The 25,717-nt window shown below is 61.9% G+C and carries 20 protein-coding genes; 8 read left to right on the forward strand and 12 right to left on the reverse strand.

The window, feature by feature from the left end:
- Window positions 1–2: 2 nt before the first annotated feature.
- The 7 genes from xdhC to HD842_RS21690 all read left to right on the forward strand — a co-directional run bounded on the left by xdhC (window position 3) and on the right by HD842_RS21690 (window position 11,923).
- Entirely contained in the window at window positions 3–1,007 is a 1,005-nt protein-coding gene (xdhC, locus tag HD842_RS21660; RefSeq protein WP_183557330.1) for a xanthine dehydrogenase accessory protein XdhC, read from the forward strand.
- Complete coding sequence (guaD, locus tag HD842_RS21665; protein ID WP_183557333.1) at window positions 1,007–2,311, forward strand: guanine deaminase; 1,305 nt, start codon at window positions 1,007–1,009, stop codon at window positions 2,309–2,311. Before xdhC ends, guaD begins: the two co-directional genes overlap by 1 nt.
- 222 nt (window positions 2,312–2,533) lie before the next feature.
- The gene (locus tag HD842_RS21670) at window positions 2,534–4,027 is read left to right on the forward strand and encodes an adenosine deaminase (RefSeq protein ID WP_183557336.1); all 1,494 of its coding nucleotides are present in this window, start codon (window positions 2,534–2,536) and stop codon (window positions 4,025–4,027) included.
- Between the two features lie 511 nt (window positions 4,028–4,538).
- Window positions 4,539–7,958, forward strand: coding sequence for a TonB-dependent receptor (locus tag HD842_RS21675; RefSeq protein WP_183557339.1), 3,420 nt, complete (start codon window positions 4,539–4,541; stop codon window positions 7,956–7,958).
- Between the two features lie 212 nt (window positions 7,959–8,170).
- Window positions 8,171–9,856, forward strand: a complete 1,686-nt coding sequence (locus tag HD842_RS21680; RefSeq protein ID WP_183557342.1) for a bifunctional metallophosphatase/5'-nucleotidase — start codon at window positions 8,171–8,173, stop codon at window positions 9,854–9,856.
- A gap of 16 nt (window positions 9,857–9,872) precedes the next feature.
- Entirely contained in the window at window positions 9,873–10,946 is a 1,074-nt protein-coding gene (locus HD842_RS21685) for a S1/P1 nuclease (protein ID WP_183557345.1), read from the forward strand.
- A gap of 101 nt (window positions 10,947–11,047) precedes the next feature.
- Window positions 11,048–11,923 (forward strand): MipA/OmpV family protein, encoded by an 876-nt coding sequence (locus HD842_RS21690; RefSeq protein ID WP_183557347.1) that lies wholly within the window; start codon window positions 11,048–11,050, stop codon window positions 11,921–11,923.
- Between the two features lie 190 nt (window positions 11,924–12,113).
- On the opposite strand, the gene HD842_RS21695 is transcribed toward HD842_RS21690, so the two are convergent.
- The 12 genes from HD842_RS21695 to HD842_RS21750 form a co-directional block, all read right to left on the reverse strand.
- A complete protein-coding gene (locus tag HD842_RS21695) occupies window positions 12,114–12,611 on the reverse strand; it encodes a hypothetical protein (RefSeq protein ID WP_183557350.1) in 498 nt (165 codons plus the stop codon).
- Entirely contained in the window at window positions 12,611–12,868 is a 258-nt protein-coding gene (locus HD842_RS21700) for a hypothetical protein (RefSeq protein ID WP_183557353.1), read from the reverse strand. The genes HD842_RS21695 and HD842_RS21700 overlap by 1 nt, the downstream gene beginning before the upstream one ends.
- Before the next feature lie 14 nt (window positions 12,869–12,882).
- Window positions 12,883–14,883: a DKNYY domain-containing protein gene (locus HD842_RS21705; protein WP_183557356.1), complete on the reverse strand. Its 2,001-nt coding sequence runs from the start codon at window positions 14,881–14,883 to the stop codon at window positions 12,883–12,885.
- A 77-nt stretch (window positions 14,884–14,960) separates the two neighbouring features.
- Entirely contained in the window at window positions 14,961–15,557 is a 597-nt protein-coding gene (locus HD842_RS21710; RefSeq protein WP_183557359.1) for a hypothetical protein, read from the reverse strand.
- A gap of 48 nt (window positions 15,558–15,605) precedes the next feature.
- Window positions 15,606–16,103 carry a hypothetical protein gene (locus HD842_RS21715; RefSeq protein ID WP_183557362.1) on the reverse strand — a complete coding sequence of 166 codons (498 nt, stop codon included), beginning with the start codon at window positions 16,101–16,103 and terminating at the stop codon, window positions 15,606–15,608.
- Window positions 16,104–16,123: 20 nt separating this feature from the next.
- Window positions 16,124–17,131, reverse strand: coding sequence for a hypothetical protein (locus tag HD842_RS21720; protein ID WP_183557365.1), 1,008 nt, complete (start codon window positions 17,129–17,131; stop codon window positions 16,124–16,126).
- 271 nt (window positions 17,132–17,402) lie between these two features.
- Window positions 17,403–19,016 (reverse strand): methyl-accepting chemotaxis protein, encoded by a 1,614-nt coding sequence (locus HD842_RS21725; RefSeq protein WP_183557368.1) that lies wholly within the window; start codon window positions 19,014–19,016, stop codon window positions 17,403–17,405.
- 253 nt (window positions 19,017–19,269) lie between these two features.
- Complete coding sequence (locus HD842_RS21730) at window positions 19,270–20,235, reverse strand: ABC transporter permease (protein WP_183557370.1); 966 nt, start codon at window positions 20,233–20,235, stop codon at window positions 19,270–19,272.
- 3 nt (window positions 20,236–20,238) lie between these two features.
- Window positions 20,239–21,345, reverse strand: a complete 1,107-nt coding sequence (locus HD842_RS21735; RefSeq protein ID WP_183557372.1) for an ABC transporter permease — start codon at window positions 21,343–21,345, stop codon at window positions 20,239–20,241.
- Entirely contained in the window at window positions 21,342–22,871 is a 1,530-nt protein-coding gene (locus HD842_RS21740; protein ID WP_183557375.1) for an ABC transporter ATP-binding protein, read from the reverse strand. The genes HD842_RS21735 and HD842_RS21740 overlap by 4 nt, the downstream gene beginning before the upstream one ends.
- Window positions 22,872–22,967: 96 nt before the next feature.
- Window positions 22,968–23,984, reverse strand: coding sequence for a BMP family lipoprotein (locus HD842_RS21745; RefSeq protein WP_183557378.1), 1,017 nt, complete (start codon window positions 23,982–23,984; stop codon window positions 22,968–22,970).
- 245 nt (window positions 23,985–24,229) lie between these two features.
- Complete coding sequence (locus HD842_RS21750) at window positions 24,230–25,168, reverse strand: alpha/beta hydrolase (RefSeq protein WP_183557381.1); 939 nt, start codon at window positions 25,166–25,168, stop codon at window positions 24,230–24,232.
- A 211-nt stretch (window positions 25,169–25,379) separates the two neighbouring features.
- On the opposite strand from HD842_RS21750, the gene HD842_RS21755 reads away from it, so the two are divergent.
- Window positions 25,380–25,682: a YciI-like protein gene (locus HD842_RS21755; protein WP_183557384.1), complete on the forward strand. Its 303-nt coding sequence runs from the start codon at window positions 25,380–25,382 to the stop codon at window positions 25,680–25,682.
- The last annotated feature ends 35 nt before the right edge of the window (window positions 25,683–25,717 follow it).

Below are 25,717 nucleotides of genomic sequence, written 5' to 3' on the forward strand. Positions count from 1 at the left end.
CGATGGACTGGTTGCGCGCCTGTGGCGATGTGCCGTCCGTGCTGGTCACAGTGGCGGCCGTGAAGGGCTCGGCGCCGCGCGAGCCGGGCGCGAAGATGCTCGTGCGCGCGCACGACTTTGACGACACCATCGGCGGCGGCCATCTCGAACACCGCGCGCTGGAGATTGCGCGCACGATGCTGCAGCTTGGCGAAGCGCGCCGTTTCGAGCGCTTTGCGCTGGGCCCGAGCCTGGGCCAGTGCTGCGGCGGCGTCGCCTGGCTGGCGTTTGAACGTGTCGATGCCGCGCAGGTCGAGATTCTTCGCGCGCGCCGCAATGTCGACACCTGGCGCCTTGTTGCGCTGGACGGCGCGTTCGAATGGGCTTTGTTCGACGACGCGGCGCTGCTGGCGGGTACGCCGGCCGCACCGGCATTTGAACGCGCGCTTTACGCCCGGGTGCTGGACGGCGAGGGCGCTCGCCGCTGGCTGCTCGACCCGGTACTGGCGCCGCGTGCACACCTGATGCTGTTCGGCGCCGGCCATGTCGGCGCCGCCATCGTGCGCGCGCTGGCCGAGCTGCCATGCCGCGTGACGTGGGTCGACGAACGCGACGTCATGTTCCCGGCCTCCATCCCCTCGAACGTGAGGATCGAGGCGACCGATACGCCCGAGGCGCTGGTAGAACACGCCGCGTCCGGCACGAGCTTTCTCGTCATGACCCACAGCCACGCGCTCGACCTGCGCCTGTGCCATGCCATCCTGGCGCGCCCAGCGTATCAGGCCACGCCCGACTGGTTTGGCCTGATTGGATCAAGCACCAAACGCAGCCAGTTCGAAGCGCGCCTGCGCGAGCGCGGCATCGACGATGCGCGCCTGGCCAATATGGTCTGTCCGATCGGCCTGCCCGATATTGCCGGCAAGGCCCCGGCCGTGATCGCCGCATCGAGTGTGGCGCAATTGCTGGCCGTGTGGGAAGCTGCAGGCCACACTGCATATCACCCAGAACCTCAACCGGAATTTCTGTAATGCCCACTGCATCACCCAATGTGCAGGCCTATCGCGCCAGCCTGCTGCACTTTCGCGCCGATCCGGCGTTCGACGATGGCGCCGCGCTGTTGTATGAAGACGGCCTGCTGATCGTCGAGGATGGCCGCATCCAGGCCGCCGGCGACTACGCCGCGCTCGCACCCACGCTGCCTGCTGGCCTCGAACCCGTCGACTACCGCGGCAAGCTGATCGTGCCCGGCTTCATCGACACGCACCTGCATTACCCGCAGACCGACATGATCGCCTCGCCGGCCCCGGGCCTGCTGCCGTGGCTCGAGACCTATACCTTCCCGACCGAGCGCCGCTACGAAGATCACGAAGATGGCCGCACCACGGCCGACTTCTTCCTCGACGAACTGCTGCGCTGCGGGACCACCACGGCGATGGTCTACTGCACCGTGCACCCGCAATCGGTCGACGCGTTCTTTGCCGCGAGCGAAGCGCGCAACCTGCGCATGGTGGCCGGCAAGGTGCTGATGGACCGCAACTGCCCGGACTTCCTGCGCGATCTCGAAGGCGAGCTTGGCGAGAGCGAAGCGCTGATCAAGCGCTGGCACAAGCGCGGCCGCGCACTGTACGCGATCACGCCGCGCTTTGCGCCAACGTCGACCGAAGCCCAGCTGCGCCTGACGGGTGAGCTGGCGGCGGCGTACCCGGACACCTTCATCCAGACCCACGTGGCAGAGAACCGCGACGAGTGCACCTGGGTGGGCGAGCTGTTCCCGCAGGCGCGCAGCTATCTGGACGTGTACGACAGCTACGGCCTGATGCGCCCGCGCGCAATGTTCGGCCACTGCATCTGGCTTGACGACGAGGATATGGCGCGCATGGCGGCCACCGGCTCGGCCGCCGCCGTGTGTCCGACGTCGAACCTGTTCCTGGGCAGCGGCCTGTTCGACTTCGAGCGCGCCGACAAGGCCGGCATGCTGCTGTCGCTGGGCACGGACGTGGGCGCCGGTACGTCGTTCTCGCTGCTGCAGACGATGAACGAAGCGTACAAGGTCGCACGCATGAAGGGCAGCTACCTGACGGCGCTGCGCATGTTCTATCTCGCCACGCTGGGCGCGGCGCGCGCGATGGGGCTGGCCGAAACGATCGGCAGCTTCGCTCCCGGGCTCGAAGCCGACTTCGTGGTGCTTGACCGCGAGGCGACGCCGCTGATGGCGCGCCGCACGGGCCACAGTCACTCGCTCGAAGAGCTGCTGTTCGCGCTGGCGCTGCTGGGGGATGATCGTACGGTGGCCGCGACGTATTCGTATGGCCGCCTCGTCCACGAACGTTAATTTGCCGAGGTCACGTAGTGTGGAAGGCTCTGCCTTCCACGCGTTGATCGTTGGCGGCGCCGTTCTCGTACCGGATGATCTGCTGCCAACCATCACCGCGTGGACGGCGCAGCCGTCCACCCTACGCACAAGAGTCACGGCGGCGGTCCAAGCTGCAATATTGCCAACCCCGGGCGAAGGCGTTAGAGTCTGACGCTTGCCATCCATCCTGAAAGTCTCACCATGCACAAGTATTTGCCCGGCAGTGCGCTGCTGGCGCTGGCCGTCGTCGCTTCGCCCGTCCTGGCCCGTGCGCCATCGGTCACCGCCAACGAAGCGGCCACCGCGCGCCACTACGCCAGCCTGATCGAGGGCAGCACGCCGCGCCTGTCCGAGCTGACGATGTTCTTCACGCAGATGCCCAAGGGTGGCGATTTGCACCACCATTATTCGGGCGCGATCTATGCCGAGACCTATGTCGATTTCGTCGACAAGCAGGGCTTCTGTATCGACAAGACCACCTACCGCATCGAGACCGACAAGGCGACCATCGCCGCGCAGCGCGCCAAACCGGCTGCCCAGCGCACCTGCCTGTCGGGCGCAGAGGTCAATGCCGACGAAAACACCTGGCGCGAGCTGGTCAAGCGCTGGTCGAACAAGGATTTCAGTAACCACGTCGCCATCCAGCCGGCGCCGGACCGCCTGTTCTTCGGCACCTTCGGCTACTTCGGCCCGGTAGCCAACGACAATCTGCGCGAAGGCCTGCAAGAGATCAAGGCGCGCGCCATCGCCGAGAATGTCGGCTACATCGAAACGATGTTCCTGCTCTCGCCGTTCGTGGCCAACGCCGCCTTCGACACGAGCACCCGCGCCAGCGTGAACGACGACGCGGCGCTCGGCGCCCAGTTGCGCGCCGAGCTGGCGGCGCTGGACGCCAACGCGGCCTACAACACGTCGATCGACAGCTTCGTCGCGCAGATCAATGCGGCATCCGAAGGCATCGACGACGAGCGCTTCACGATGCGCTACCAGAACTACACGCTGCGCCTCCTGGGCCCGTCGCAGGTGTTTTCGGCGATGGTGTCGAGCTTCAAGGCCGCCGCCAAGGGCGGACGCATCGTCGGCGTCAACATCGTCGGCCAGGAAAGCCTGCACGTGTCGATGCGCGACTACCTGCTGCACATGAAGATGTTCCGCTTCCTGAAAACGGTGTATCCGGACGTGAAAGTGGCGATGCATGCGGGCGAGCTGGCGCTGGGCGAGGTGCCACCGGAAGGCCTGAAGTTCCACATCGACAGCGCCCTGGGCATTGCCGGCGCCGACCGCATCGGCCATGGCCTGGACCTGGCGCATGAAGCCAATGCACCGGCGATCATCAAGACGATGCGCGAGAAGGATATTCCGGTCGAAATCAACCTGACCTCGAACGCGTTCATCAGCGGCGTGGCCGGTGCGGATCACCCGATCCACCTGTACCGCAAGTATGGCGTGCCGTACGTGATTTCGACCGACGACGCCGGCGTGACCCGCCACACGCTGTCGCACGAGTACGTGCAATTTGCCAGCCAGTTCAAGCCGTCTTACGCTGAAATCAAGAAAGCGTCATACAACAGTATCCGCTACGCCTTCCTGCCTGTGGCAGAAAAGCAACGCTTAACAAAACAGCTCGATGGGCGCTACGCCCAATTCGAGGCGCAGGTTGCTGCCATGGCGACTCAGGCAGCGCGCGCGAAATAAAGTGTGTCATCCCCGATCCGGCGCTCGCCGGATCGCCTGCCTGTCATAAACAACCTTCGACTTTTCGGCACTAAGTTAACCGGGAAGAAAGGTTTGTCGTCTTCTTGCTACACAATTCTGTGTTGCACCGCTGGTTCTACTGATTTTTCACCGAAAAAATTTCGCCGTGGAATGCCACGCATATAATTCCGCCATGTCATAAAGCGCGCCAAATGACACCATTTCTGTCGCGTAACGACAACGCCGGCGGGGTGATTTATACGGAAAAGCTCTGAATAGCCAAGCCAAATTGAATTTGTCGGGCTGAAAACGCTGATGCATATTGGCGCAATTCTGGTGTAAATCAAACCACACATCGTGTCATTTTGTTGAAACATTGTACCGATACAATCGCAGCCGCTTGCCGGCTGAATCACTGGCGCGGCACGACGAATACAACAAGCAGTAAAGCAGGGGAGGACGTCCGTCGGACGTCCAACAAACAACTTTGAAGTTCTTTTTGGGGTAATCAATGATCACTCAGCAGCAGATCCGGCTCACCAAGTTGGCGCTGGCTTTGTCAGTTGCGTTGGCGGCGTCGCCGTCGTTCGCACAGAACACTACTTCGGCCGTCGGTGGCCGTATCTCGAACGTCTCGGGTCAGCCGGCTGCCGGCGCGCAAGTGCAGATCCTGCACACCGAGTCGGGTTCTGTCAGCAATGTCGTAACCGACGCTGAAGGCCGCTACGTTGCACGTGGCCTGCGCGTGGGTGGTCCTTACACCATCACTATCACCAAAGACGGGATTACCCAAACCCGTAACAACGTCTTCCTCGACCTGGCACAGACCGCAGAAGTCGACGCCACCCTGGGCGTGCAGACCGTGACCATCGCCGGTACCGCATCGCGTTCGGAAGTCTTCACGAGCAACAACATGGGTGCGGGCACCGCCATCAGCAACACCCAGCTCCAGACCCAGGCATCGATCCAGCGTAACCTGCAAGACTATGCGCGTGCCGACCCGCGCGTGTCGCAGACCGACAAGGACCGTGGCGAAATCTCGGTCGCCGGCCAGAACTCGCGCTACAACTCGACCACCATCGACGGCGTCGCCATCAATGACACCTTCGGCCTGGAAGCCAATGGCAGCCCGACCGCGCGTCAGCCGATCTCGATCGAAGCGATCCAGTCGGTGCAGGTCAACGTCGCCAACTACGACGTCACCCAGAAGGGCTACACCGGCGCGAACATCAACGCCGTGACCAAGTCGGGTACCAACACCTACAAGGGCGGCGTGTACTACGTGTACCGCAACGACAATCTGTCGGGCGACCGTTACAACCCAATCACCGACGTCTACACCGACGCGCCGAAATCCAAGGAAACCACCAAGGGTGTCTGGGCATCGGGTCCGCTGATCCAGGACAAGCTGTTCATCTACGCTCTGGCCGAAAACTTCGAGAGCTCGCGTTCGAGCCCTGAGTTCGGCGCCATCGGCAGCGGCGCCGGCACCACCGTCGGCATCAGCCAGTCGTCCATCTCGGAAGCCCAGCGCATCGCCCAGCAGACCTACGGCGTCGACATCGGCAGCACTGCCGTGCCGACCGGCTCGATGCTGACCTCGAAAGAGCGCCTGGTGAAGTTCGACTGGAACATCACCGACGAACACCGCGCCAACCTGCGTTACGCCAAGACCGAACAGGGCGAGCCGTTCTACCCGGGCTTCTCGGCGACCGGTGTCGGCCTGTCGTCGAGCTTCTACAACCAGGGCAAGTCGATCGAGACCACCGTTGCCCAGTTGTTCTCGGACTGGACCCCGAATTTCTCGACCGAGCTCAAGTTCTCGAACCGCGATTACGATTCGGTCCCGGTCAACGCGACCCGCACGCCATCGATGGCCCTGCAGTTCAGCGGCGCACTGCCGGCTGACGCACCAAGTGGCCTGTCGACCGCCAACCGTAACATCAACTTCGGTACCGAGTTCAGCCGTCACAACAACGTGCTGCGCAACAAGACCAAGGATCTGTACGCCGGTGCCAACTGGATCGTGGGCGACCATGAAATGAAGTTCGGTGCCGACTACACCAAGAACGATGTCTACAACGCGTTCCTGCAGGGTATCAACGGCTCGTACACCTACGCCTGCCTGGATTCGGCGGATGCGAACTTCTACAGCTTCGGCGCACTGCCAAGCTGCGCACGTGCGACCAATGCACAAGTGCAGCAAGCTGTGCTGGAGAACTTCCGCAGGGGTCGTCCACTGAGCTACAGCCAGCAGCGCGCGCTGCCAGGCGCATCGCTGAATGATGCGGTCGCCGAGTTCAGCACCAAGAACACCGGCCTGTTCCTGCAAGACACCTGGACCGTCAACGACCAGCTGACCCTGACCTACGGCGTGCGCTACGACCGTAACGATGTCGGCGGCCGTCCATTGGCCAACATCGCTGCTGGCCAGCCACTGGTGGCCGGCAACCCAGCCACCGGCGCGCGCCAGTCCGGCGGCTTCGGTCTGGACAATACCCGCACCATCGACGGTACCGACCTGATCCAGCCACGCTTCGGCTTCAACTACCGTTTCGACAAGTCGCCACGTCCAACCCAGATCCGCGGCGGCTTCGGCCTGTTCCAGGGCGCGGCAGCCACCGTGTGGATGTCGAACCCGTTCTCGGGCACTGGCGTGGCCACCGCCACGATCAGCTGCTCGGGCACCGGCGCCACCCGCTGCCCGACCACCGGCGGCCTGACCAGCTTCAATCCTGACGCCCAGCCTGCCATTTCCGGCGCGATTCCGGCCGCGGACGTCAACTTCCTGGATCCAAGCTTCCGTCAGCCATCGATCTGGAAAACCAACCTGGCGTTCGACACCGAACTGCCATGGTACGGCCTGGTCTTCGGCGCTGAAGCGCTGTACACCAAGAACAAGAACGGCATCTATTACGAGCACCTGAACCTGGGCGCAGCAACGCGCAACGGTTCGGATGGCCGTCCGCTGTTCTGGAACGCAGCCGGCCTGAGCACGGCGTGCTACGGCGTGTCGAACAACACGGCGAACATCATCACCAGCTGCGGCGCGGTCAACCGTTCGCTGAACAACCGCAGCTTCGGCAACGTGCTGGTGGCGCGTGATACCGACAAGGGCGACGCGAAAGTGCTGACCATGTCGCTGTCGCAGCCGATGACCAAGGGCTTTGGCTGGTCGGTGGCGTACACCTACACCGATGCAACCGAAGTCTCGCCGCTGACGTCGTCGGTGGCCAACTCGAACTTCAACGGCCGTTCGTCGTTCAACCCGAACGAAGAAGTCGCCGCGACCTCGAGCTACGCCATCAAGAACCGCGTCAATGCGCTGATGAACTTCCAGAAGAAATTCTTCGAAGGCTACAACACGCGTCTGGGCGTCTTCTACGAAGGTCGTGAAGGCCGTCCATACAGCTGGACGTTCAACAACGACATGAACGGTGACAATCTGGCCGGTAACGACCTGATGTACATCCCGACCGCCTTCGGTTCGAACGAAGTCGCGTTCGCAGGTGACACCGCAACGAACCGTGCCAACGAGCAGCGCTTCTGGGACGTCGTCAATGCGAACAAGGGCCTGAGCAAGGCTGCCGGTGGTGTCGTCAAGCGTAACAACTCGACCGCTGAATGGGTCAACACCTTCGACGTGCGCATCAGCCAGGAAATCCCGGGCATCTTCGCACGCAACAAGGCGACCTTCTCGCTGGACTTCATGAACTTCGGCAACCTGCTGAACAAGAAATGGGGCCGTACCGAAGAGATCAGCTTCCAGGGCTCCGGTGGCCAGGCACGCAGCTTCGTCGACGTCGCTGGTATCGATGCACAAGGTCGTTATGTCTACGTCGTGCGTAACGACGTCGAGCGTCAAGACCTGAAGCAAGCCAAGGGCGAGTCGCAGTGGGCAATCCAGGCAACCCTGCGTTACGAATTCTAAGCAGCGCGAATTGGTAAATTGAAGTAGCCTGAGGTAACCAGAACGGCCGGTGGAAACACCGGCCGTTTTTTCATCAAAAAAGTCCGCAGCCCTGCTGCTGTAAGGATTTCCTGCGCACAGGTGGCATGGGATAATGCCTGCTGTTGCGCTTATCCAAGCCCCGCTGTCCGGGTGCCGGCCACGCCGGCCCGATTCCATAAAAGGTGTTTTTCATGATCGTCTCGCGTCGCGCAAGCGCCCGTCTGTCCATACTCACCGTTGCGCTGCTGCTGGCCGGCTGCGTGACCGCGCCGCAGGGCCCGGTCACCATCAACCTCGTGTCGCTCAATGACTTCCACGGCAATCTGGAACCAAGCCGTTATGTGCTCAAGGGCGCCGACGGCAAGGACCAGGTCATGCGCGCCGGCGGCGCCGAAGCAGTGGCTGCGGCCCTGCAGGCCTGGCGCAAGGAAGACAAGGAGTTGCTGCTGGTGTCGACCGGCGACATCGTCGGCGCCAGCCCGGCGCTGTCGTCGCTGTGGGCCGACGAGCCGACGATCGAAGTGATGAACATGCTGAACCTGCGCGCGAGCGCGGTGGGCAACCATGAATTCGATGGCGGCCGCAAGGAACTGCTGCGTCAGCAGAACGGCGGCTGCGATTCGCCGCACCCGACCAAGGCCTGCAAGTTCACGCCGAATTTTGGTGGCGCCAAATTCACGTACCTGGGCGCGAACGTGATCGACAAGGTCACCGGCAAGCCGATCATCCCGGGCTTCACCATCGAAACCGTCAAGGGCATCAAGGTCGGCCTGGTTGGTGTGGTGCTGCGCGATACGCCGAACATGGTGGTCGCATCGGGCATCGCGGGCTTGACGTTCGGCGACGAAGCCGAAGCGATCAACAACGCGCTGCCGGCCATGCGCGCGGCCGGTGCCAAGGTCATCGTGGCCCTGGTGCACCAGGGCGGCCGCACGGTCGAGTCGCCGTTGCAAACCGGTTGCAGCAAGCTGACGGGCGACATCGTCCCCGTTGTCCGGAAGATCGACCCGTCGGTCAAGCTGGTGCTGACCGGACACTCGCACCAGGGCTATCTGTGCGACGTCGATGGCCGCGTCGTGACCCAGGCCGATACGGCCGGCCACCTGCTCACGCGCGTGTCGATGCAGGTCGAACCAACCACCGGCGCGGTCTCGAACCTGACCGTCGCCAACGTGGTGATGAAGCCGGGCGAGTATCCGGCCGATCCGAAGATCGTCGCGTATGTCGCGCAAGTGAAAGAGCGCAGCGAAGCCGCCTTGACGCGCCCGATCGCCAAGATCGCCGTCGCGCCGCTGCTGCGCAAGAATAACGACGCGGGTGAATCGCCCCTTGGCAGCCTGGTTGCCGATGCGGCGCTGGACTCTGCGCGCAGCCTGGGCGCGCAGTTCGCGTTCATGAACAATGGTGGCGTGCGGCGTGATCTCGAGGCAGGCGCTGACAAGACCGTCAACTTTGGCCAGGCCCAGGCCGTGCTTCCGTTCGGGAACACGACCGTCGTGATGAACCTTACGGGCGCGCAGATCCGCAACCTGCTCGAACGCCAGTGGCCCGAAGGCCCGAACGTGTCGTCCAGCGTGCTGCAAGTCTCGCAGGGCTTCACCTACACGTGGGACGCAAAGCGGCCGGCTGGCACCCGCCTGGTGCCGGGCAGCGTCAAGCTCGATGGCAAGCCGCTGGTTGATACCGCAACATACCGCCTGGCGCTGAATAACTTCCTGGCCGAAGGCAGCGACGGCTATCCGGAATTCGCACTGGGCACCGAGCGCATCGATACCGGCCTGCGCGACCTGGACGGCTTCATCGCCTACCTGAAAAAACTCGAAGGGCAGGGCGCCGCGCTGGCCCCGGCTACCCCGCGCATCGTGCGCCTCAATTAAGTACACCAGGACCATCATGAAAAAACTCGCATGCGTGCTGGCGCTCACCAGCGCCTTCGGATTACTGGGCGCATCGGACGCCGCCGCCTGGGGCCGCGACGGCCACCGCGCTGTCGGCTCGATCGCCGACAAGCTGCTCAAGGGGACCAATGCCCAGAAGCAGATCGCACTGCTGTTGCAACCGGGCGAATCGCTGGCGTCGGTCGCCAACTGGGCCGACTGCGTCAAGGGCACGTACTGCGGCCCGCAGACGCCAGAGATGGTGGAATACGTCGAAGGCAATCCGCGCCACAGCGAATACCATTACACCAACGTGCCGTTCCAGCTCGATCACTATCACGAGCATGGCGTGGGCACGAGCGATGTCGACATCGTGCAGACGCTGGAGCAGTGCATCGCTGTCTTGCAGGGCAAGACCGATCCCGCGCTGAACCCGCACAAGTTCACCAAGCGCCAGGCCCTGATCCTGCTGGCGCACTTTGCTGGCGACATCCACCAGCCGCTGCACGTCGGTTCGGCGTTCGTCAGCAAAGACGGCAAGTTCATCGTGCCGAAATCACGCGCCGAGATCGACGACGCGCTCGTGTTCGATTCGCGCGGCGGCAACAACCTGCTGCTCGATGACGAGAAACTGGCAGCGCTGTCGAAAGGGGTGATTCCTGCTGCAGAAGCGGGCGATGCGCCGGTCGTCATCAAGGAAGGCGTGCCGAAGGCGCTGACCAAGCCGTTCCACTCGTACTGGGACAGCACGACGGTCGACTATGCATTCCGCCGCATCAAGACGCGCACGCCGGAGCAGTTCGCGGACGTGGCGATTGCCAGCGCGCCGCTGGTCGCGAAAGCCAAGGGCGACGTGGCCACCTGGCCCGTGCAGTGGGTGGAAGACGGCCTCAAATCCGCCAAGCTGGCGTATGCCGACGTGGTGCCGGGCAAGCTGACGCCGCAAACCGGCAAGAAAGGCGAGACCTACTACACCTTCGCGCTCGAAGTGCCGGCCAACTATCCGGTGCCGAGCTCCGAAATCGCCAAGACCCAGCTGATCAAGGGCGGATACAACCTGGCCGCGATGCTGCAGGCAATCTGGCCGTAAGCCCACGGCATGCAGCGCGCGGATTGTTCGCGCGCGCGGTGCACTTTTGGCACGGCCTCGGATAGAATCCGGTCATCCCCCGACCAGACTCCCGAGGCCCCATGCACGTTCCATTGAAGGCTGCCATCGCGGCAGCCTGCCTGTTCCCCGCACTCCACGCTCACGCGCAATCGCCTGTCGGCGCCAGCCTGCCGCTGTGGGAATTCGGCCTTGGCGCCGCCGCCCTGAGCACGCCGGCATATCCCGGCGCCGACGACCGTACCACCCGCGTCCTGCCCATCCCGTTTTTGCTCTACCGCGGGGAAGTGCTGCGTGCTGACCAGTCAGGTATCGGTGCGCGCCTGTTCCGCTCCGATCGGCTTGAATTCGACGTCGGCTTGTCAGGCGCCTTGCCATCCGATTCGGACGACGTCGAGGCGCGCGCCGGCATGCCGGATCTGGGTGCGCTGTTCGAATTTGGCCCGCGCCTGAAAATCCGCGTGGCAGATATCGACGCGTTTGGCGGTCAACGCGGCCGCCTGCGCGCCGAACTGCCGCTGCGCGCCGTGATCGAAGCACGCGGCGGCCTGCGGCGCCAGGGCTGGACGTTCGAGCCGAAGCTGGCCTACGAGACGCGCGGCGAGCGCGGCCTGTGGTCGTTCGAAGCCAATACGTCGGTGGTGTTCGGCGACAAGCGCATCAATCGTTATTTCTATGAAGTCGCGCCGCAGTATGCAACCGCCAGCCGCGACGCCTACAGCGCCGACGCCGGCCTGGTGCTCGCGCGCGTGGGGCTGTTTGCGACGCGCCAGCTCAATCCCGATGTGCGCCTGTTCGGCTACGTGCGCTACGAGTCGTACGCCGGCAGCGCCAACCGCGACAGCCCGCTGCACCTGAAGAATTCGGGCACGTCGGCCGGTATCGGTTTTGCCTGGACGCTGGCGCGCTCGAGCCGCCGCGCGGCGGGCTTCGAGCCGGTCGATCCGGTCACGCCATGACGTGACGCAGGCAAGGCTGGCGCTTGGAGGCAATCAGTTTCACGGCTTGTTAATGGCACCATCAGAAATCGGCAAGCAAAAGAGCGGCATGTAAAAAGAGCGGGATACTCGCCGCTCTTTTTACATGCCGCTCTTTTTTCCTCAGGCCGTCACGACGCAGTATGAGCGTCGCTCGGCGCAGTTTCAGCGATTACTTCGGCTTGTAAGAAACACGACCCGACAATCCAATCGTACCGGCGCCGTTCGACAAGTCTTCAGTGCCGCTCAGCGAGCCGCCGCCGGTTGCGTGAAAATAGGTGCCGGAGCCGCCGGTGATGGTGAAGGTGCCACCGTTCATGACGTAGGCAGTGCCTGCGCCGGTAGGGACGAACTGGCCACTGTAGTCGGCGAAAATCTGGTCGCCGTTTGGATACAGCAGGATGAACTTGCCCTTGCTGAAGGTGAACGTCGTGCCGGACTGGGCGAAGCAATCACCGCCGACGAACGCGACTGGCGTACCTTCAGCCGTCTCTCCGTGGCCGGCAAGCTTGCCGCCGAGGGTGGACGCACATTGCGGCGCAGGTCCCACTTTTTCATTGAATACGCCTTTGACTTCAAGCGCCTTGACCACGTTCGGACCGGCCGAGGCCGAGAACGAGGCGGCCATCAGGACCAGGCTGGACAGGAGGCGTACGGAGACAGTCTTCATTACAATAATTCCTTGGCTGTTAAAAAAATGATATTGCACATACTAAGATAAGAGAACAAATCCTCTTGCGCGCACGATTCCATTTTTTCACGTTGTTGCAGGTTGCCCACATGCTCCGGCGTCACTGGCCCGGCCGGATCGCCATTGAGGGTGTCGATGCCATGCCGTTCGCTGACCAATTTTCTGCGCTGGCAGGGAGGGCCGGTCCAGTTCGAGCGGTGCAGTGTCGTCGCGGAGAAGTCCCGGTGTTCGATCATCAATGTGACCGGACCTACCACAGCAGGTAGTCCGCTTGGCTCACTTCAGTCAGTCCGGCATAGCCGTCGTATCGGTAGAACCGCCGCTTGTCGCGCGCATGGCGATCATCGAGAAACGTTAGCGTGGCCAGGTCGATGCGCCTGGCGCTCACCGGACGCCGGCCACAAAACAATTTGCGCGTGCCCAGCTGCAGAAAATGAGGATGCGGCACCGAGACTTCTTCCGGGCTGAACTCGACATTCAGTGGCTTGCCATCGACCATGATCAACGTGTCGCTAAACGCATAAGTGCCCAGTATCTGCGTGTTTTTTGGGTCGAGGTATTTTTTTGCCTGCCCCATGTAGTAAATGGCACGGCTATCTCTGGCCCAGCCATAACCGCAGCTCACGAAGGTGGCCATGTCAGCCTTCAAAATGGGCTGAGGACAGTAATAGAAAACCCGGTGGCAATAGATTGTTTTACCGTCGCTCAGGTAAGTCGAATCAAATGCGCGGAAATGTTCCACCGACTTGGTAGAAAACCGTTCAGGAACGTCTTTGTCAGCGGAATGAAACGGGATCAAATACAAGCCATTGACATCGCCACACAGATGTTCCCCCAGTAACTTGAAACTGGCCGCATCCAAACCGATGATCAGCCGTCCATGAAAGTATACCTGCTGGCCCAGTTCAAAACCAAGACCAATAACACGTCGCACCGGGATTTCTTTTTGTGGTGCCGCCTGCGCTTCCTCCTGCGCTTGCAAGCGGTGCCACCAGTAATCCGTCAGCTCCGGATGCGCCTCGAAAAATGGCGCCCACTGCAAATGCATTGCCGCGTCGAGTATCCCGTTGCTGCCCAGCGGCCCATTTCGATGGCCTGCCAGTATTGGCCAGTAATTGCTGCCTGCATCATATAACTGCGCCACGATGAAACTGTCCAGGTCCACCTGCAGCGGCTTCTTGCGAAAGTACGCGCGTTGATGATCGCGGTAATAGTCGAATCCGAGGTGTTGAAAGCTGGGACCGTGGGCGCCGCGCAGACGCGTCCCTGCTGCATATACAAACTGATCATCCACGGCAAAATAGTCGTGATGGTATTCATGCGCAGACACTACGCGGCCAATTTCATCAAATACTGGTTGCGTGCATTTGAGCAATTGAAAATCTCCCACATAGCGAATGGACTTTCCCGTCACGTAATACGCACGTTGCTTGTCCTTGGCATAACGTTCATTGAGTACGGTGAACGTGGCCAGGTCAGCATTGTCGATGCGGTAAAAATATTCGTATGAAATGCTTGAACCCTGCTGTGCCTGCACGATAATCGACTCGCCATCCGTCCCCCAGCGCTGCGCAAGCATGTGAAAGGCCTCTGGATTGGCGATATGCAAAGGCGTGCCGTCCTTTTGATGTAATGGCTTGAATCCTCTGTAAACTTGCCCGTTGATGACGCGGTAGTCCGGGTGATTGGTATAAAGAACCTGGTCGTGCGCGCTCGCGATGACCTTTCCCTGCAAAAAAATATGGGCGCCGTCGCTGAACATCGCGCAATCGGCTGATACAAAATTGGGCGCCGGCTCGAGTAGAGCAAGATCCTGATGCTTTACGCCCACCATCAAGGTGACAGAATATTCACCAAACCAATAGGCGCTGGACTGGTCCCTCCAGTATTCGTAACCCAGTTTTTCTAGCGTACCTTCAAAACGAAATGGTAACGCCTGCACCGTATGGTAGCCATATCGTTCGTGGTAATGCGGGAGCAGGTAATAATCACGCTGACTGTCGCGCAACAAACCTGGGTTGGTTCGATGTCGCCAGATTGTCCGCCGAACACACAACGGCGATGGCGGAAAATGCCTGGCGCTTGCCTCTTGAGCGATTTCAACGAGCGGCTTTCCTTCAAGCGCGAGCATCATGTAGACATCGCGTGCAGGATCGTCGCCCAGTAATGCCCCGTCCATGAACGCGAAGTCCCCATGCCATTCAAGGTCAAGTGACTCCCACTGCGTAACATCCATATCAGGCGTCGTCATCGTTGCATTCCAGGATAGTAAGTCGATCGCTTGAAATTTTTGCAAGAAAAACCGCACACTTCAGGTGCAGTGGTTTATTACACCAATGCCTCTACCCACTCGGTACTGGCGCCGAATCTTACGCAATATGCTTTCTTTTGCTCAGTATCCAAACATCGAAAGAACGGTGAAAAGTAGTGGTCGTTGTAATACGCCTGCGCTCCCTGCATCGCGCCGCCCCACCAAGCCGGGTTGTAATCCTCAAATGCAAGCCATGGCGGGGGCGGTGCAAAACGCGATTGATCGATGGCGTCAAGGATCGTGATGCTGTCAGTTACCAGGCTGACCACATAGCCTCCGAATTCCTCGGTGACCTGGAAGCACACACGCGCATCGCCCACGGCACTTTTTTTCTGGACCACTGCTACGCCATGAAACTGTTTCTGCGCCTCAGCAAGAAAGTCATGCTCCACAATGGTCATGAAATTTTTCAGCTCGCTTTGAACGATCAGGACAGCGACGTAGATGGCATGAATGCTGGCCGGCTCCAACGAAGACTTTTGCGGATACGCACTGGACAGGTCTGTCTGTTCCGCTCGAACTGGATGAGGGAAAAGCAGCCGCAACTCGGTTGGTGAGTAGCCAAGAACCTGCTCAACCAGCTCGGACCGGAAAATTGTTGATATGGGATTCAATTAGTCGCGCTGGGAGATGAGTATTGTCTTCGATGGCTTTGTTGTGCTTTAACTGGCACGGATTCTGTCAATGATCTGTTGAGGCTCATTCACCAAGAACGGCTCGCCAAGGGTCTCTACCATTCCCTCGGGCAGGTGTCCGATGCTCTCAAGCTGGCCGACGACAAGCGAGTCATTACCAGGCCAGAACAAAGCAGAGTGCGTAGTTTGCAGAAGGCGCAGCAGTGCCGCATAGAAGTCCTGATGCCCGGCTGGCCTGTTGACCATGAACCCGTCCGTCATTGGTTGTGCATCGGTAGCTATCTCAACGGTCAGGTACACGTCCGCGCAATCCCTCACCACGACGGGGTACTCGCGACCATTCAACTGCACCACTGGCGGAACGTCTGGTGAATCAAGAACTGGGTATTCCAGTTGCCACAAGAGGCCGCTTCCCGTGTGTTCGCGGCTCACAATGGCTGCCTGAAATGCAGACTCAGCAGCCGACAGGGGGAAGGAGTGAGGTTGACCCCGCTCGTAGCTATTAAAAAAGATATCGAAGCTCATTGTTTACCTGTCTGTGGTGATCACTCCGGAGGAGGCGTCGACAGGGCGAGGTCGGGCGGGACCAGGTAGGTGAAGCTCTTCGGATCGAACATTACCTTCCACTTGCGCGCTTCGACCGCCTGGCCGTCCTGGCTGCCCGACAGCGTGACGGTGATTGGCGCTGGAATCGTGCCGTTGACGACGCCGACGCGGTAGCGCCAGCGCCGCTTGTCGCAGCGCAGCGGCTCTTCGGGTTCTTCGATATCCATCTCGGTTTCGTCGACGCCGTGGCTACCCAAGTCGGGCGGGGTAGTGCTGTTGTAGGCATCATAGGCGGCCTTGACCTCGGCGCATGGCTGGGCCGGAACGTATTCGCTCGAGCCCGGAAAAGCAGTCAGGATTGCGACGCTGTCCTTGTGCGGTGCCAGCACATTATTAGTCACCGTAACCGGCGAATGGTTCGGATCGCTTCCGGTCTGGGTCTTGATCACCCAGCCCCAAAGGTTCTCGCTCAATGCTTCGAAGTAGACCTGTTCGGGTTGCACGGCGACGCTTGCACTGTACTGCACCTGCAAATTGGCTGCGGTCAGGTTGCCATCGCGTGTTTCGTTCGGTTGCACGTGGAACGCGCCGTAGCGCGCACGGTCACTGCCGTCGACGGCGACGCCGCTGGTCACGAAATACATCTCGTCGCCAATGGGGTTATCCGGGATTTTGACTTGCTGCACCACCCGCATGATGTAGGTGACGTCGTCGTCGTCGACATACACCCAGCCCTTTTTCGCGGCCGAGTATTTGCCGTAGGCGTCGCCCATCACATCATCGATGACGGTCGCTTCATCGATGACAACGCGTTCGGGCGCTGGTGTGATGCTGTTGTGATGGTAGATGGCGTAAGCGAACGTCAACAGCGCCAGCAAACCGACCGCAGCCAGCAGATACAGGAGCACGCGCAGCGAGCGGCGGCGCCCACGCCCGCTCCCGAGCGCCGCGGCATCAATCTCGCCTCCAGCCGGCGCAGGAGCCGGGTGTTCCTTCAGATCGTCCATCGAGCCATCACGCAAATGAATAATGTTACTGATAATCACTCATTGTACGTTCAGTGCCAGGGTTTGAAACGGCATCCGTGCGCGGCTATGCACAGTGCTTGAACGCTTTGGGCAGGAGCAATGAACGTGGTGTCGGAACACGCTGTCCCTCTGGAGTATCGTTGACTGCGACGGCCAGCGCGGTTCTGTCCCATGACGCGTCACTTCCCTTCACGCATACAAAAAACGCCGGGCGAACCCGGCGTTTAACAACAACACAGCAGCCCCCGCCTTATGCCGCCTCGCGCATCCCCAGCGCTGGCCGCGCCGCGCTCTTGAGGGCCGGACGCGCCTGCTGCGCTTCGAAGCGGAACGTCGACACCAGCTGCGACAGCGCCTTCGCCTGCTCCCGCATCGACGTCGATGCGGCGGCCGCTTCTTCGACCAGCGCTGCGTTCTGCTGCGTTACCTGGTCCATTTGCGCGATCGCCTGGTTCACCTGTTCGATGCCGGCTGACTGCTCCTGGCTGGCCATGGCGATGCCCGACATGATGCTGGTCACGCGGCCGATGCTGTCGACGATTTCCTGCATCGTCGCGCCGGCATCCGACACCAGGCGGCTGCCTTCCTCGACCTTGGCGCTCGAGTCGCCGATCAGGGTCTTGATCTCTTTCGCTGCTGCGGCCGAACGCTGCGCCAGATTGCGCACTTCAGAGGCCACGACCGCGAAACCGCGGCCCTGTTCACCGGCACGCGCTGCTTCGACTGCCGCGTTGAGCGCGAGGATATTGGTCTGGAACGCGATGCCGTCGATGACGCCGATGATGTCCACGATCTTCTTCGACGAATCGGTGATGGCGTCCATCGTCTGGACGACGCGCCCGACCGTGTCGCCGCCGCGGCCGGCCACTTGCGAGGCGTTCTGCGCCAGCGTGTTGGCTTCGCGGGCGTTGTCCGCATTCTGGCGCACGGTCGAGGTCAACTCTTCCATCGACGATGCGGTTTCTTCCAGCGCGCCGGCCTGCTGCTCGGTGCGGGCCGACAGTTCGAGGTTGCCGGCCGAGATCTGGTCGGCCGCTTCGGCGATGGTTTCGGTACCGGTGCGCACCTGGCTGACGATGCCGACCAGGTTGTCGTTCATGTCCTTCAGGGCGCCCATCAGCGCGCCCGTCTCGTTCCTGCCCTGGACGACGATCTGGCTGCTCAGGTCGCCCGTGGCGACGGTCTGCGCGACCAGCACGGCTTCTTCGAGCGGGGTCGTGATGCGACGGCCGATCCACCAGGCGAACAGGCCGCCGCAGACCAGCGCGAGGGCGGCCAGCGTGACCTGCAGCTTCAGGCTCGTTGCGAAGCTCTCGTCGATCTTCACCGAATCGGCGGCCACGACGTCCTGCTGGAACTTGACGATGGCGCGCAGGCTGTCGAGATACGACTGCACGCGCGGCAGCATGTCGGTATTGAGGAAGTTGCGCACGGCCGCATCGTCGCCGGCCGCCTTCTGTGCCATCACGCTCTTGCGCGCCTTGCGGTAGCCTTCGCGCTGCTCGTCGACCTTGGCAAACAGGGCCATCGCGGCGGGGTTGTTCGCCAGGCTCGTGGTCAGTTCCTTGTGCACGACGTCCGAACGCTTGGACGATTCGGCGATCGCGTCGAGGAAGTATTTTTCATCGTTCGCATCGGCCATCTTGATCGCGGCGATCGTGCGCGCGGCGTTGGTCTCGATGATGGCCTGCCATTCCTGCAGCAGGGCGAGGCGGTGCAGGCTCTCGCCGGTCAGCTCGTCGGTCAGGTTTTCCGCTTTCTGCATCTGAAACTGGCCAATGCCAACCAGCAGCACCATCGCAGCGAGGATGGTGGCGAAGCCGCCGAGGATCAGCGTGCGGATCTTGAGATTTTGAAAGTTCATGAAATTCCGTCTATCGGTGAAAAGCAAAATTCGTGGCATACAAAGTATTGCCACAAGGCATTGCATTTTCACAGATTCGGAACAGAAAATCCGGAAAAATTGTGCGAAGCACAATGACTTTCGCGGAATGTGGCGCGCTGTGTACGCGTTGTGCACGCGCTGTAATGACGAAGTTTTCGCAGTACGTGCACCCTGAAACGTTTGACGCTGCCAGGGTGGCAGCGTCATTGTTCAGGCACCGGCCGGCGAACGATCAGCGCGACTTGACGAACGGCTTGCCCAGCGCCTTGGGCGCCACCGACTTGGCCATCAGGCCCGCCAGCACGACCACGGTAACGATGTACGGAATCATCTGGATCAGCGAACCCGGGATGCGGCCCACGACCGGCAGGTCGACGCCTTCGATCTGGATCTGCACCGCGGCAAAGAAGCCGAACATCATGCAACCGAGCACCGTGTGCACGGGGCGCCAGTTGCCGAACACCAGCGCCGTCAGTGCCAGGTAGCCGGCGCCGGCCGACATGTCGCGCAAGAAGAAGCCGCTCTGGACGATCGACAGGTAGGCGCCCGAGAACGAGCACAGCACGCCGGCGATGATCATCGCCGTGTAGCGGGTGCGCTGGACCGAGATGCCGGCCGCGTCCGCCGCATGCGGGTTTTCGCCACAGGCGCGCAGGCGCAGGCCGAAGCGGCTGTAGAACAGCACCCAATGCACGATCGGGAGCAGGGCGAAGGCCAGGTACACCAGCACCGAGTGCCCGCCGATCAGGCTGCCGTAGACCCAGCCCAGCACCGGCACGTCGGCCACCAGTTCGGTCCCAGGCAGGATCACGCTCGCCAGGCGCGCCTCGCCGAGGTCCGGCGTGCGCCCGCCCTGCTGGAAGAAGTACTGGGCGACGACGAACGTCAGTCCGCTCATCGCGATATTGATCGCGATGCCGGCCACGAGCTGGTTGCCCTTTTGCGTGATCGAGACGAAGGCCTGGATCAGTGCCAGCACGACGGAGGCGACGATGCCGGCCGCGATGCCCAGCCACGGATCCTGGTAGGTGTAGGCAACGCCGGCCGAGACGAAGGCCGACGCGAGGATCTTGCCTTCGAGGCCGATGTCGACCACGCCGCTGCGCTCGGCGAACAGGCCGGCCATGGCCGCGAACATCAGCACCGGCGCGTTGCGGATGGTGGAGACGACGATACTGGCGAACTGGAAGTCTTCCATGGCTTATCCCTTGCTTGCGCCGTTGTTGGAGCGTGTTGCGTTGATCAGTTTGAGTACCGCCGGCGCGTACATGTTTTCCATGGCGCCGCAGAACAGGATGATCAGGCCCTGGATGAAAATGAAGGTCTCTTGCGGGATGTTCGGTTTTTCCAGCGACAGGTCGAACCCGCCCTGGATCAGCGCGCCGAACAGGATGGACGAGAGCAGGATGCCCACCGGATGCTGGCGGCCCATCAGCGCAATCGCGATGCCGATGAAGCCTGCCCCGGCCGGGAAGTTCAGGCTCAGGTAGTGGGTCGAGCCGAGGATCGAGTTCACGGCCGCCAGGCCCGCCAGGGCGCCCGAGATCAGCATCGCAATGATGATCGTGCGGCTGATCCGCACGCCCGCATAGTGCGCGGCGTGGGCGTTCAGGCCCGTCGCCTGCAGGCGGTAGCCCCAGCTCGAACGCGACACGGCCACCCAGTAGACAACCAGCGCGACCAGGGCCAGGATAAAGGCCAGATTCAGCGGCGTGCTCTCGCCGAAGAACGGCAGCCAGTTCGACAGCAGCGGGATCGCGGCAGCGTCGGTGAAGGTGCGGCTGGCCGGGTTCTGGTCGCCCTCGGGGATCATGTACTTGACGATGATGAAGTTCATCAGGCCGGCGGCGATGAAGTTGAACATGATGGTCGTGACCACCACGTGGCTGCCGCGCTTGGCCTGCAGGTAGCCCGGCAGGAAGGCCCAGGCGGCACCGAAGACGGCGCTGGCAACGATCGCCAGCGGGATCAGCAGCCACGGCGAGAGCGTCGCGTCGAACGCCAGCATCGCCAGCGTCAGGCCCAGGCCACCCAGATACATCTGGCCTTCGGCGCCGATGTTGAACAGGCCCGCCTTCATCGCGATCGACACGGCCAGGCCGGTAAACACGAAGGTCGACGCGTAGAACAGCGTGTAGCTCAGGCCTTCCGGATTGATGACGGCGCTGTTGACGAGGATTTGCAGCGACTCGACCGGGCTTTCGCCCAGCAGATGGATCACGAGCGCCGCGACCAGCAGGGCAGAGAGCAGATTCAGGACCGGCAGGACAAAGCCCGAGGCCCAGCGTGGGAGTTCAGTGGTTTTCATGATTTGTGCATCCCGCCCATCAACAGGCCAATGCGGGTCGTGTCGAATTCGTCGATCGGCAATTCGCCGGTAATGCGCCCGCCCGACATCACGATGATGCGGTCCGCCAGCGCGCGCACTTCTTCCAGCTCGGTGGAGACCAGCAGGATCGCGACGCCCTCGTCGCGCAGGCGCAGCAACTGCGTGTGGATGCTCTCGATGGTGCCGATGTCCACGCCGCGCGTGGGCTGGCCCACCAGCAGCAGCTTGGGCGCCGCAGAGACCTCACGCGCGATGACGACCTTCTGCTGATTGCCGCCCGAGAGCAAGCCGATGCGCACGTTGGGGTCTTTCGGGCGCACATCGAAGGCCTCCAGCAAATGGGCGCAGCGCTTGGCAATGGCGTCGAAATCGAACAGGCCCATGCCTTTCGTGACGCGCTCCTGGTAGCCGAACACGGTGTTCTGCATGACCGAGAAATCCTTGATCACGCCGTCGCGCAGGCGGTCTTCCGGCACGTGGCCGATGCCCATGTCGCGCAATTCGGCGGGCAGGCCGTCGGCGTTCGAGCGGCCGGCCCAGGGCAGAGGCTTGCCTTCCACAGCCACGGTGCCGGACGTCGGCAGGCGCATGCCCGACAGGATGTGCATCAGCTCGCTCTGGCCATTGCCCGACACGCCGGCAATGGCGACGATCTCGCCGGCGCGCACCGAGAGGGCGATGTCGCCCAGCAGCTGCACGCCGTTGGCGTCTTTCAGTTGCAGGTTCTCGACCTGCAGCACCGGGGCGCCCGGCGCATACGGTTTGCGCGGCAGGTTGCCTTCGATCGGACGGCCGACCATCATATTGGCCAGCTGCTCCTTGCTGGTGTCGACCGTGGCGACGGCGCCGGCCAGGCGGCCGGCGCGCATCACGGTCACCTGGTCGGTGATGTCCATGATCTCGCCCAGCTTGTGGGTGATCAGGATGATGGTCTTGCCCTGTTCCTTGAACAGCCGCAGGATGTCGAACAGCGATGCGATTTCCTGCGTGGTGAGCACGGCGGTCGGCTCGTCCAGGATCAGGATCTCGGCGCTGCGGTAGATCTGCTTGAGGATTTCGACGCGCTGCTGCGCGCCCACCGACAGGTCGGAAATCACGGCCAGCGGATCGACGTCGAGGTGGTAGCGCGCGCAGATCTCGCGCAGCTTCACTTCCGTCTCGCGGCGTTTCTTCGACAGCTTGAAGGCGCCTTCGGCCCCAAGCATCACGTTGTCGAGCACCGTCATGTTCTCGACCAGCATGAAGTGCTGGTGGACCATGCCGATGCCAAGGGCGATGGCTTCCTGGCTCGAGCGGATCTGCTGCTCCTTGCCGTTGATGACGAGCTGCCCGCTGTCGGCATGGTAGTAGCCGTACAGGATGCTCATCAGGGTGGATTTGCCCGCGCCATTTTCGCCGATCACACCATGGATCGAACCCTTGGCGATCGAGAAGCTGACGTCGGCGTTCGCCTGCACCGGCCCGAAGGCCTTGCTCACGTTGCGAAATTCTACGGCTGGCTGCATTGCGATCTGTCGTAAAAAGGAAGTGTGCTTATCATTCAAAAGCGCGCCGGACCGGTAATCAACCGGCGCGGCGCGCTTCGAATGGAATGAAGGTGATCAGACCGGGCAGGAACTGCCGGCGCGGTAATCGATGACCTTGATCTTGCCGTTGATGATGTCCTGGCGTACGCCGTTGACGCGCTTTTCGATTTCCGGCGTGACGACCGCGCGGTTATCCTTGTCGAGCACCCAGTCGACGCCGCCTTCTTTCAGGCCCTTGTAGGTGACGCCTGCTTTCCAGGTGCCTTTCTTGACTGCCATGAACGAGTCATACACGGCCACGTCGACGCGCTTGACCATCGAGGTCAGCATCGTGCCCGGGTGCAGGTAGTTCTGGTTCGAGTCGACGCCCACGGCCAGCTTGCCCTTGGTCTTGGCCATCTGCAGCGCGCCCATGCCGCTGCCGCCGGCCACGGCGAAGACCACGTCCACGCCACGGTCAAATTGCGCGCGTGCCAGTTCGCCGCCTTTGGCCGGGTCGTTCCAGGCTGCTGCCGTGGTGCCGACCATGTTCTGGATGATTTCCGCTTTTGGTGCCTGCGCCTTTGCGCCCTGGCCATAGCCGCAAGCGAATGCGCGGATCAGCGGAATGTCCATGCCGCCGACAAAGCCGAGCTTCTTGGTCTTGGACGCCATGGCCGATGCCACGCCGACCAGATACGCGCCTTCCTGCTCCTTGAACATCACCGATTCGATATTCGGGCCTTGCGCCACGCTGTCGATCAAGATGAAGCGCACGTTCGGGAATTCACGGGCGACTTTTTGCACGGCCTGGGTTTGCGAGAAACCGATGGCGGCGATCAGGTCGACCTTCTTGCGCGCCAGACCGCGCATGACTTGCTCGGCCTGGGTATCACTATTGGCCTGGACCTCGAACACCTTCACGCCGGTCTCTTTCGAGAAGCGCTGCAGGCCCTCGAAGGCCGACTGGTTGAACGACTTGTCGAACTTGCCGCCCGCATCGTAGACCATGCCGAATTTCGGCGCGGCGATCGGTGCGGTCGATGGCGCTGCCAGCGCGCTGCCGGCAAGGCACATGGCCGCCACGGTGATGCTGAGTTGCTTGAATTTCATGGTTGAGCTCCTGGAATAGCGATATTGTACCCGCCGCATGCCTTGCGATGGGATCGGCTGCGCGATTGTCGCAGCACGGCGCCGTGCAAGTGGTTACGGTTTGTATCTGGGGAGGGTCGTTGAGGCCAGGCCCGCGCCCTTCGGGCACAAGCTGTCAAATATGCATCAAGCTGCAAGTTGATGACAAATACGATTTTACTTCCCAATTTATTCGCTGGAAATATAAATGCTGACAAATTCGGCGATTATTTTGCGGTGAGGGCCAGATCGGGCGCTGCCGCCGTCGTTTCGACGGGTGGCGTGGCATTGGCCACGGCATCGGCCACGGCAGCAGCAGCGGCCGGCGTCACCGGCGCGCTGAACTGGCGCGTGAGGAAACCGGCGACCATGTCGTGCGTCGCTTCCAGATACGGGATGGTCATGTGGTCGGAATCCGGCACCACTTCGTCGGCCACCAGCGCGCCCAGCTTGGCCACCAGGAGGTCGGTGTGGAAATGGGGCACGACGTCGTCGCTGGCGGCGCGCAGCACGTAGGTAGGCGCCTTGAGCATCGGTGCGTACTTGATTGACTCGAAGCGGTGGCGCAGCATGTACTCGATGGGCATCACGCGGAAGCGCCGCTTGGCAATCGCCAGGATCGAATCGTACGGCGTGATCAGCACGACCGAATGCGCGGGGCGTTCGCGCGCCACCTGTACGGCGACACCGGAGCCCAGGCTGCGGCCGACCACGGCGATGCGCTGCGGGTCGACCTGGCCGCGTGTGGCGAGCCAGTCGTAGAGCAGGGCGCCGTCCTCGATCATGTGGATCTCGGCCGGGATGCCTTGCGAGTCGCCATAGCCGCGGTAATTCATCGCCAGCACGGTCATGTTGGGAAACAGCTTGCCGGCGTCGCGCGCGACCCACGACACTTCTTCGGAGCGTCCGCCGAAGTACAGCACGGCAGGGCGCGGGCCGGGAATGACGGGCGTCATCAGCCAGCCGGCCAGGCGCGTGCCGTCCTTGGCGCGCAAGACGACAGGGCGGGTGCGGTGACCGCTTGAACGGGGACTTTTCACTTCGCGTTCGAGCGTCGGATTGAACACAAGGCGGCGCTGGTTGGCCGCGACGGCAGCGGTCAGGCCCAGCCACAGCATGCTGGCCAGTCCAGTGAGTCCCGCCGCCATTTTTTTCGAGGTGTCCATGCTTGCAAGTCTACGCCTGCTGTCGAGTTTTGTTCTTAGAGGCATTCTTCTATGCATGGTCAATGATGGTTTGTCAGCCTAAAAAGTTGTTTTATTCCAACATGGCAGAGGCTGCCCTATGGTAGCGATGCCGGACGGCACGCTTGCGCCGCCGGTTTGGGTTTCCGGTAGGATTGATGCATCCGGCCACGTGCCATCTCCTGGAGTCTTTGTGCATTTTCTTCTGACCTATGATCTGGCCCCCGACTATCTCGAACGTCGCGGTGAATTTCGCGACGCCCACCTGGCGCTGGCGTGGGAAGCGCAGGAGCGTGGCGAGCTGATTCTTGCCGGTGCCATGGCCGAGCCGGCCGACAAGGCCGTCCTCGTGTTCGACTGCGAGACCGCAGAGCTGGTGCAGCTGTTCGCGGCGCGCGACCCGTACGTGCTCAATGGCCTCGTGCGCGCCTTCCACGTGCGCCAGTGGAATACGGTGGTCGGTGACCTGGCGACCAATCCCGTCCGGCCCGGCTAACCTTCATCCGACATTCGCCTCGGCGCCCCATGAAC

Source organism: Massilia aurea (assembly GCF_014200505.1).
In the GTDB taxonomy this organism is placed as follows: Bacteria; Pseudomonadota; Gammaproteobacteria; order Burkholderiales; family Burkholderiaceae_D; genus Telluria; species Telluria aurea_B.

Excerpts from the sequence above, each read along its gene's own strand:
- xdhC (WP_183557330.1), top strand. The coding sequence starts at position 3 with ATGGACTGGTTGCGCGCCTGTGGCGATGTGCCGTCCGTGCTGGTCACA.
- HD842_RS21680 (WP_183557342.1), top strand. The coding sequence starts at position 8,171 with ATGATCGTCTCGCGTCGCGCAAGCGCCCGTCTGTCCATACTCACCGTT.
- HD842_RS21750 (WP_183557381.1), bottom strand. The coding sequence starts at position 25,168 with ATGGACACCTCGAAAAAAATGGCGGCGGGACTCACTGGACTGGCCAGC.
- HD842_RS21730 (WP_183557370.1), bottom strand. The coding sequence starts at position 20,235 with ATGGAAGACTTCCAGTTCGCCAGTATCGTCGTCTCCACCATCCGCAAC.
- HD842_RS21685 (WP_183557345.1), top strand. The coding sequence starts at position 9,873 with ATGAAAAAACTCGCATGCGTGCTGGCGCTCACCAGCGCCTTCGGATTA.
- HD842_RS21735 (WP_183557372.1), bottom strand. The coding sequence starts at position 21,345 with ATGAAAACCACTGAACTCCCACGCTGGGCCTCGGGCTTTGTCCTGCCG.
- HD842_RS21705 (WP_183557356.1), bottom strand. The coding sequence starts at position 14,883 with ATGACGACGCCTGATATGGATGTTACGCAGTGGGAGTCACTTGACCTT.
- HD842_RS21745 (WP_183557378.1), bottom strand. The coding sequence starts at position 23,984 with ATGAAATTCAAGCAACTCAGCATCACCGTGGCGGCCATGTGCCTTGCC.
- HD842_RS21690 (WP_183557347.1), top strand. The coding sequence starts at position 11,048 with ATGCACGTTCCATTGAAGGCTGCCATCGCGGCAGCCTGCCTGTTCCCC.
- guaD (WP_183557333.1), top strand. The coding sequence starts at position 1,007 with ATGCCCACTGCATCACCCAATGTGCAGGCCTATCGCGCCAGCCTGCTG.
- HD842_RS21700 (WP_183557353.1), bottom strand. The coding sequence starts at position 12,868 with ATGATCGAACACCGGGACTTCTCCGCGACGACACTGCACCGCTCGAAC.
- HD842_RS21675 (WP_183557339.1), top strand. The coding sequence starts at position 4,539 with ATGATCACTCAGCAGCAGATCCGGCTCACCAAGTTGGCGCTGGCTTTG.
- HD842_RS21725 (WP_183557368.1), bottom strand. The coding sequence starts at position 19,016 with ATGAACTTTCAAAATCTCAAGATCCGCACGCTGATCCTCGGCGGCTTC.
- HD842_RS21715 (WP_183557362.1), bottom strand. The coding sequence starts at position 16,103 with ATGAGCTTCGATATCTTTTTTAATAGCTACGAGCGGGGTCAACCTCAC.
- HD842_RS21740 (WP_183557375.1), bottom strand. The coding sequence starts at position 22,871 with ATGCAGCCAGCCGTAGAATTTCGCAACGTGAGCAAGGCCTTCGGGCCG.
- HD842_RS21695 (WP_183557350.1), bottom strand. The coding sequence starts at position 12,611 with ATGAAGACTGTCTCCGTACGCCTCCTGTCCAGCCTGGTCCTGATGGCC.
- HD842_RS21720 (WP_183557365.1), bottom strand. The coding sequence starts at position 17,131 with ATGGACGATCTGAAGGAACACCCGGCTCCTGCGCCGGCTGGAGGCGAG.
- HD842_RS21670 (WP_183557336.1), top strand. The coding sequence starts at position 2,534 with ATGCACAAGTATTTGCCCGGCAGTGCGCTGCTGGCGCTGGCCGTCGTC.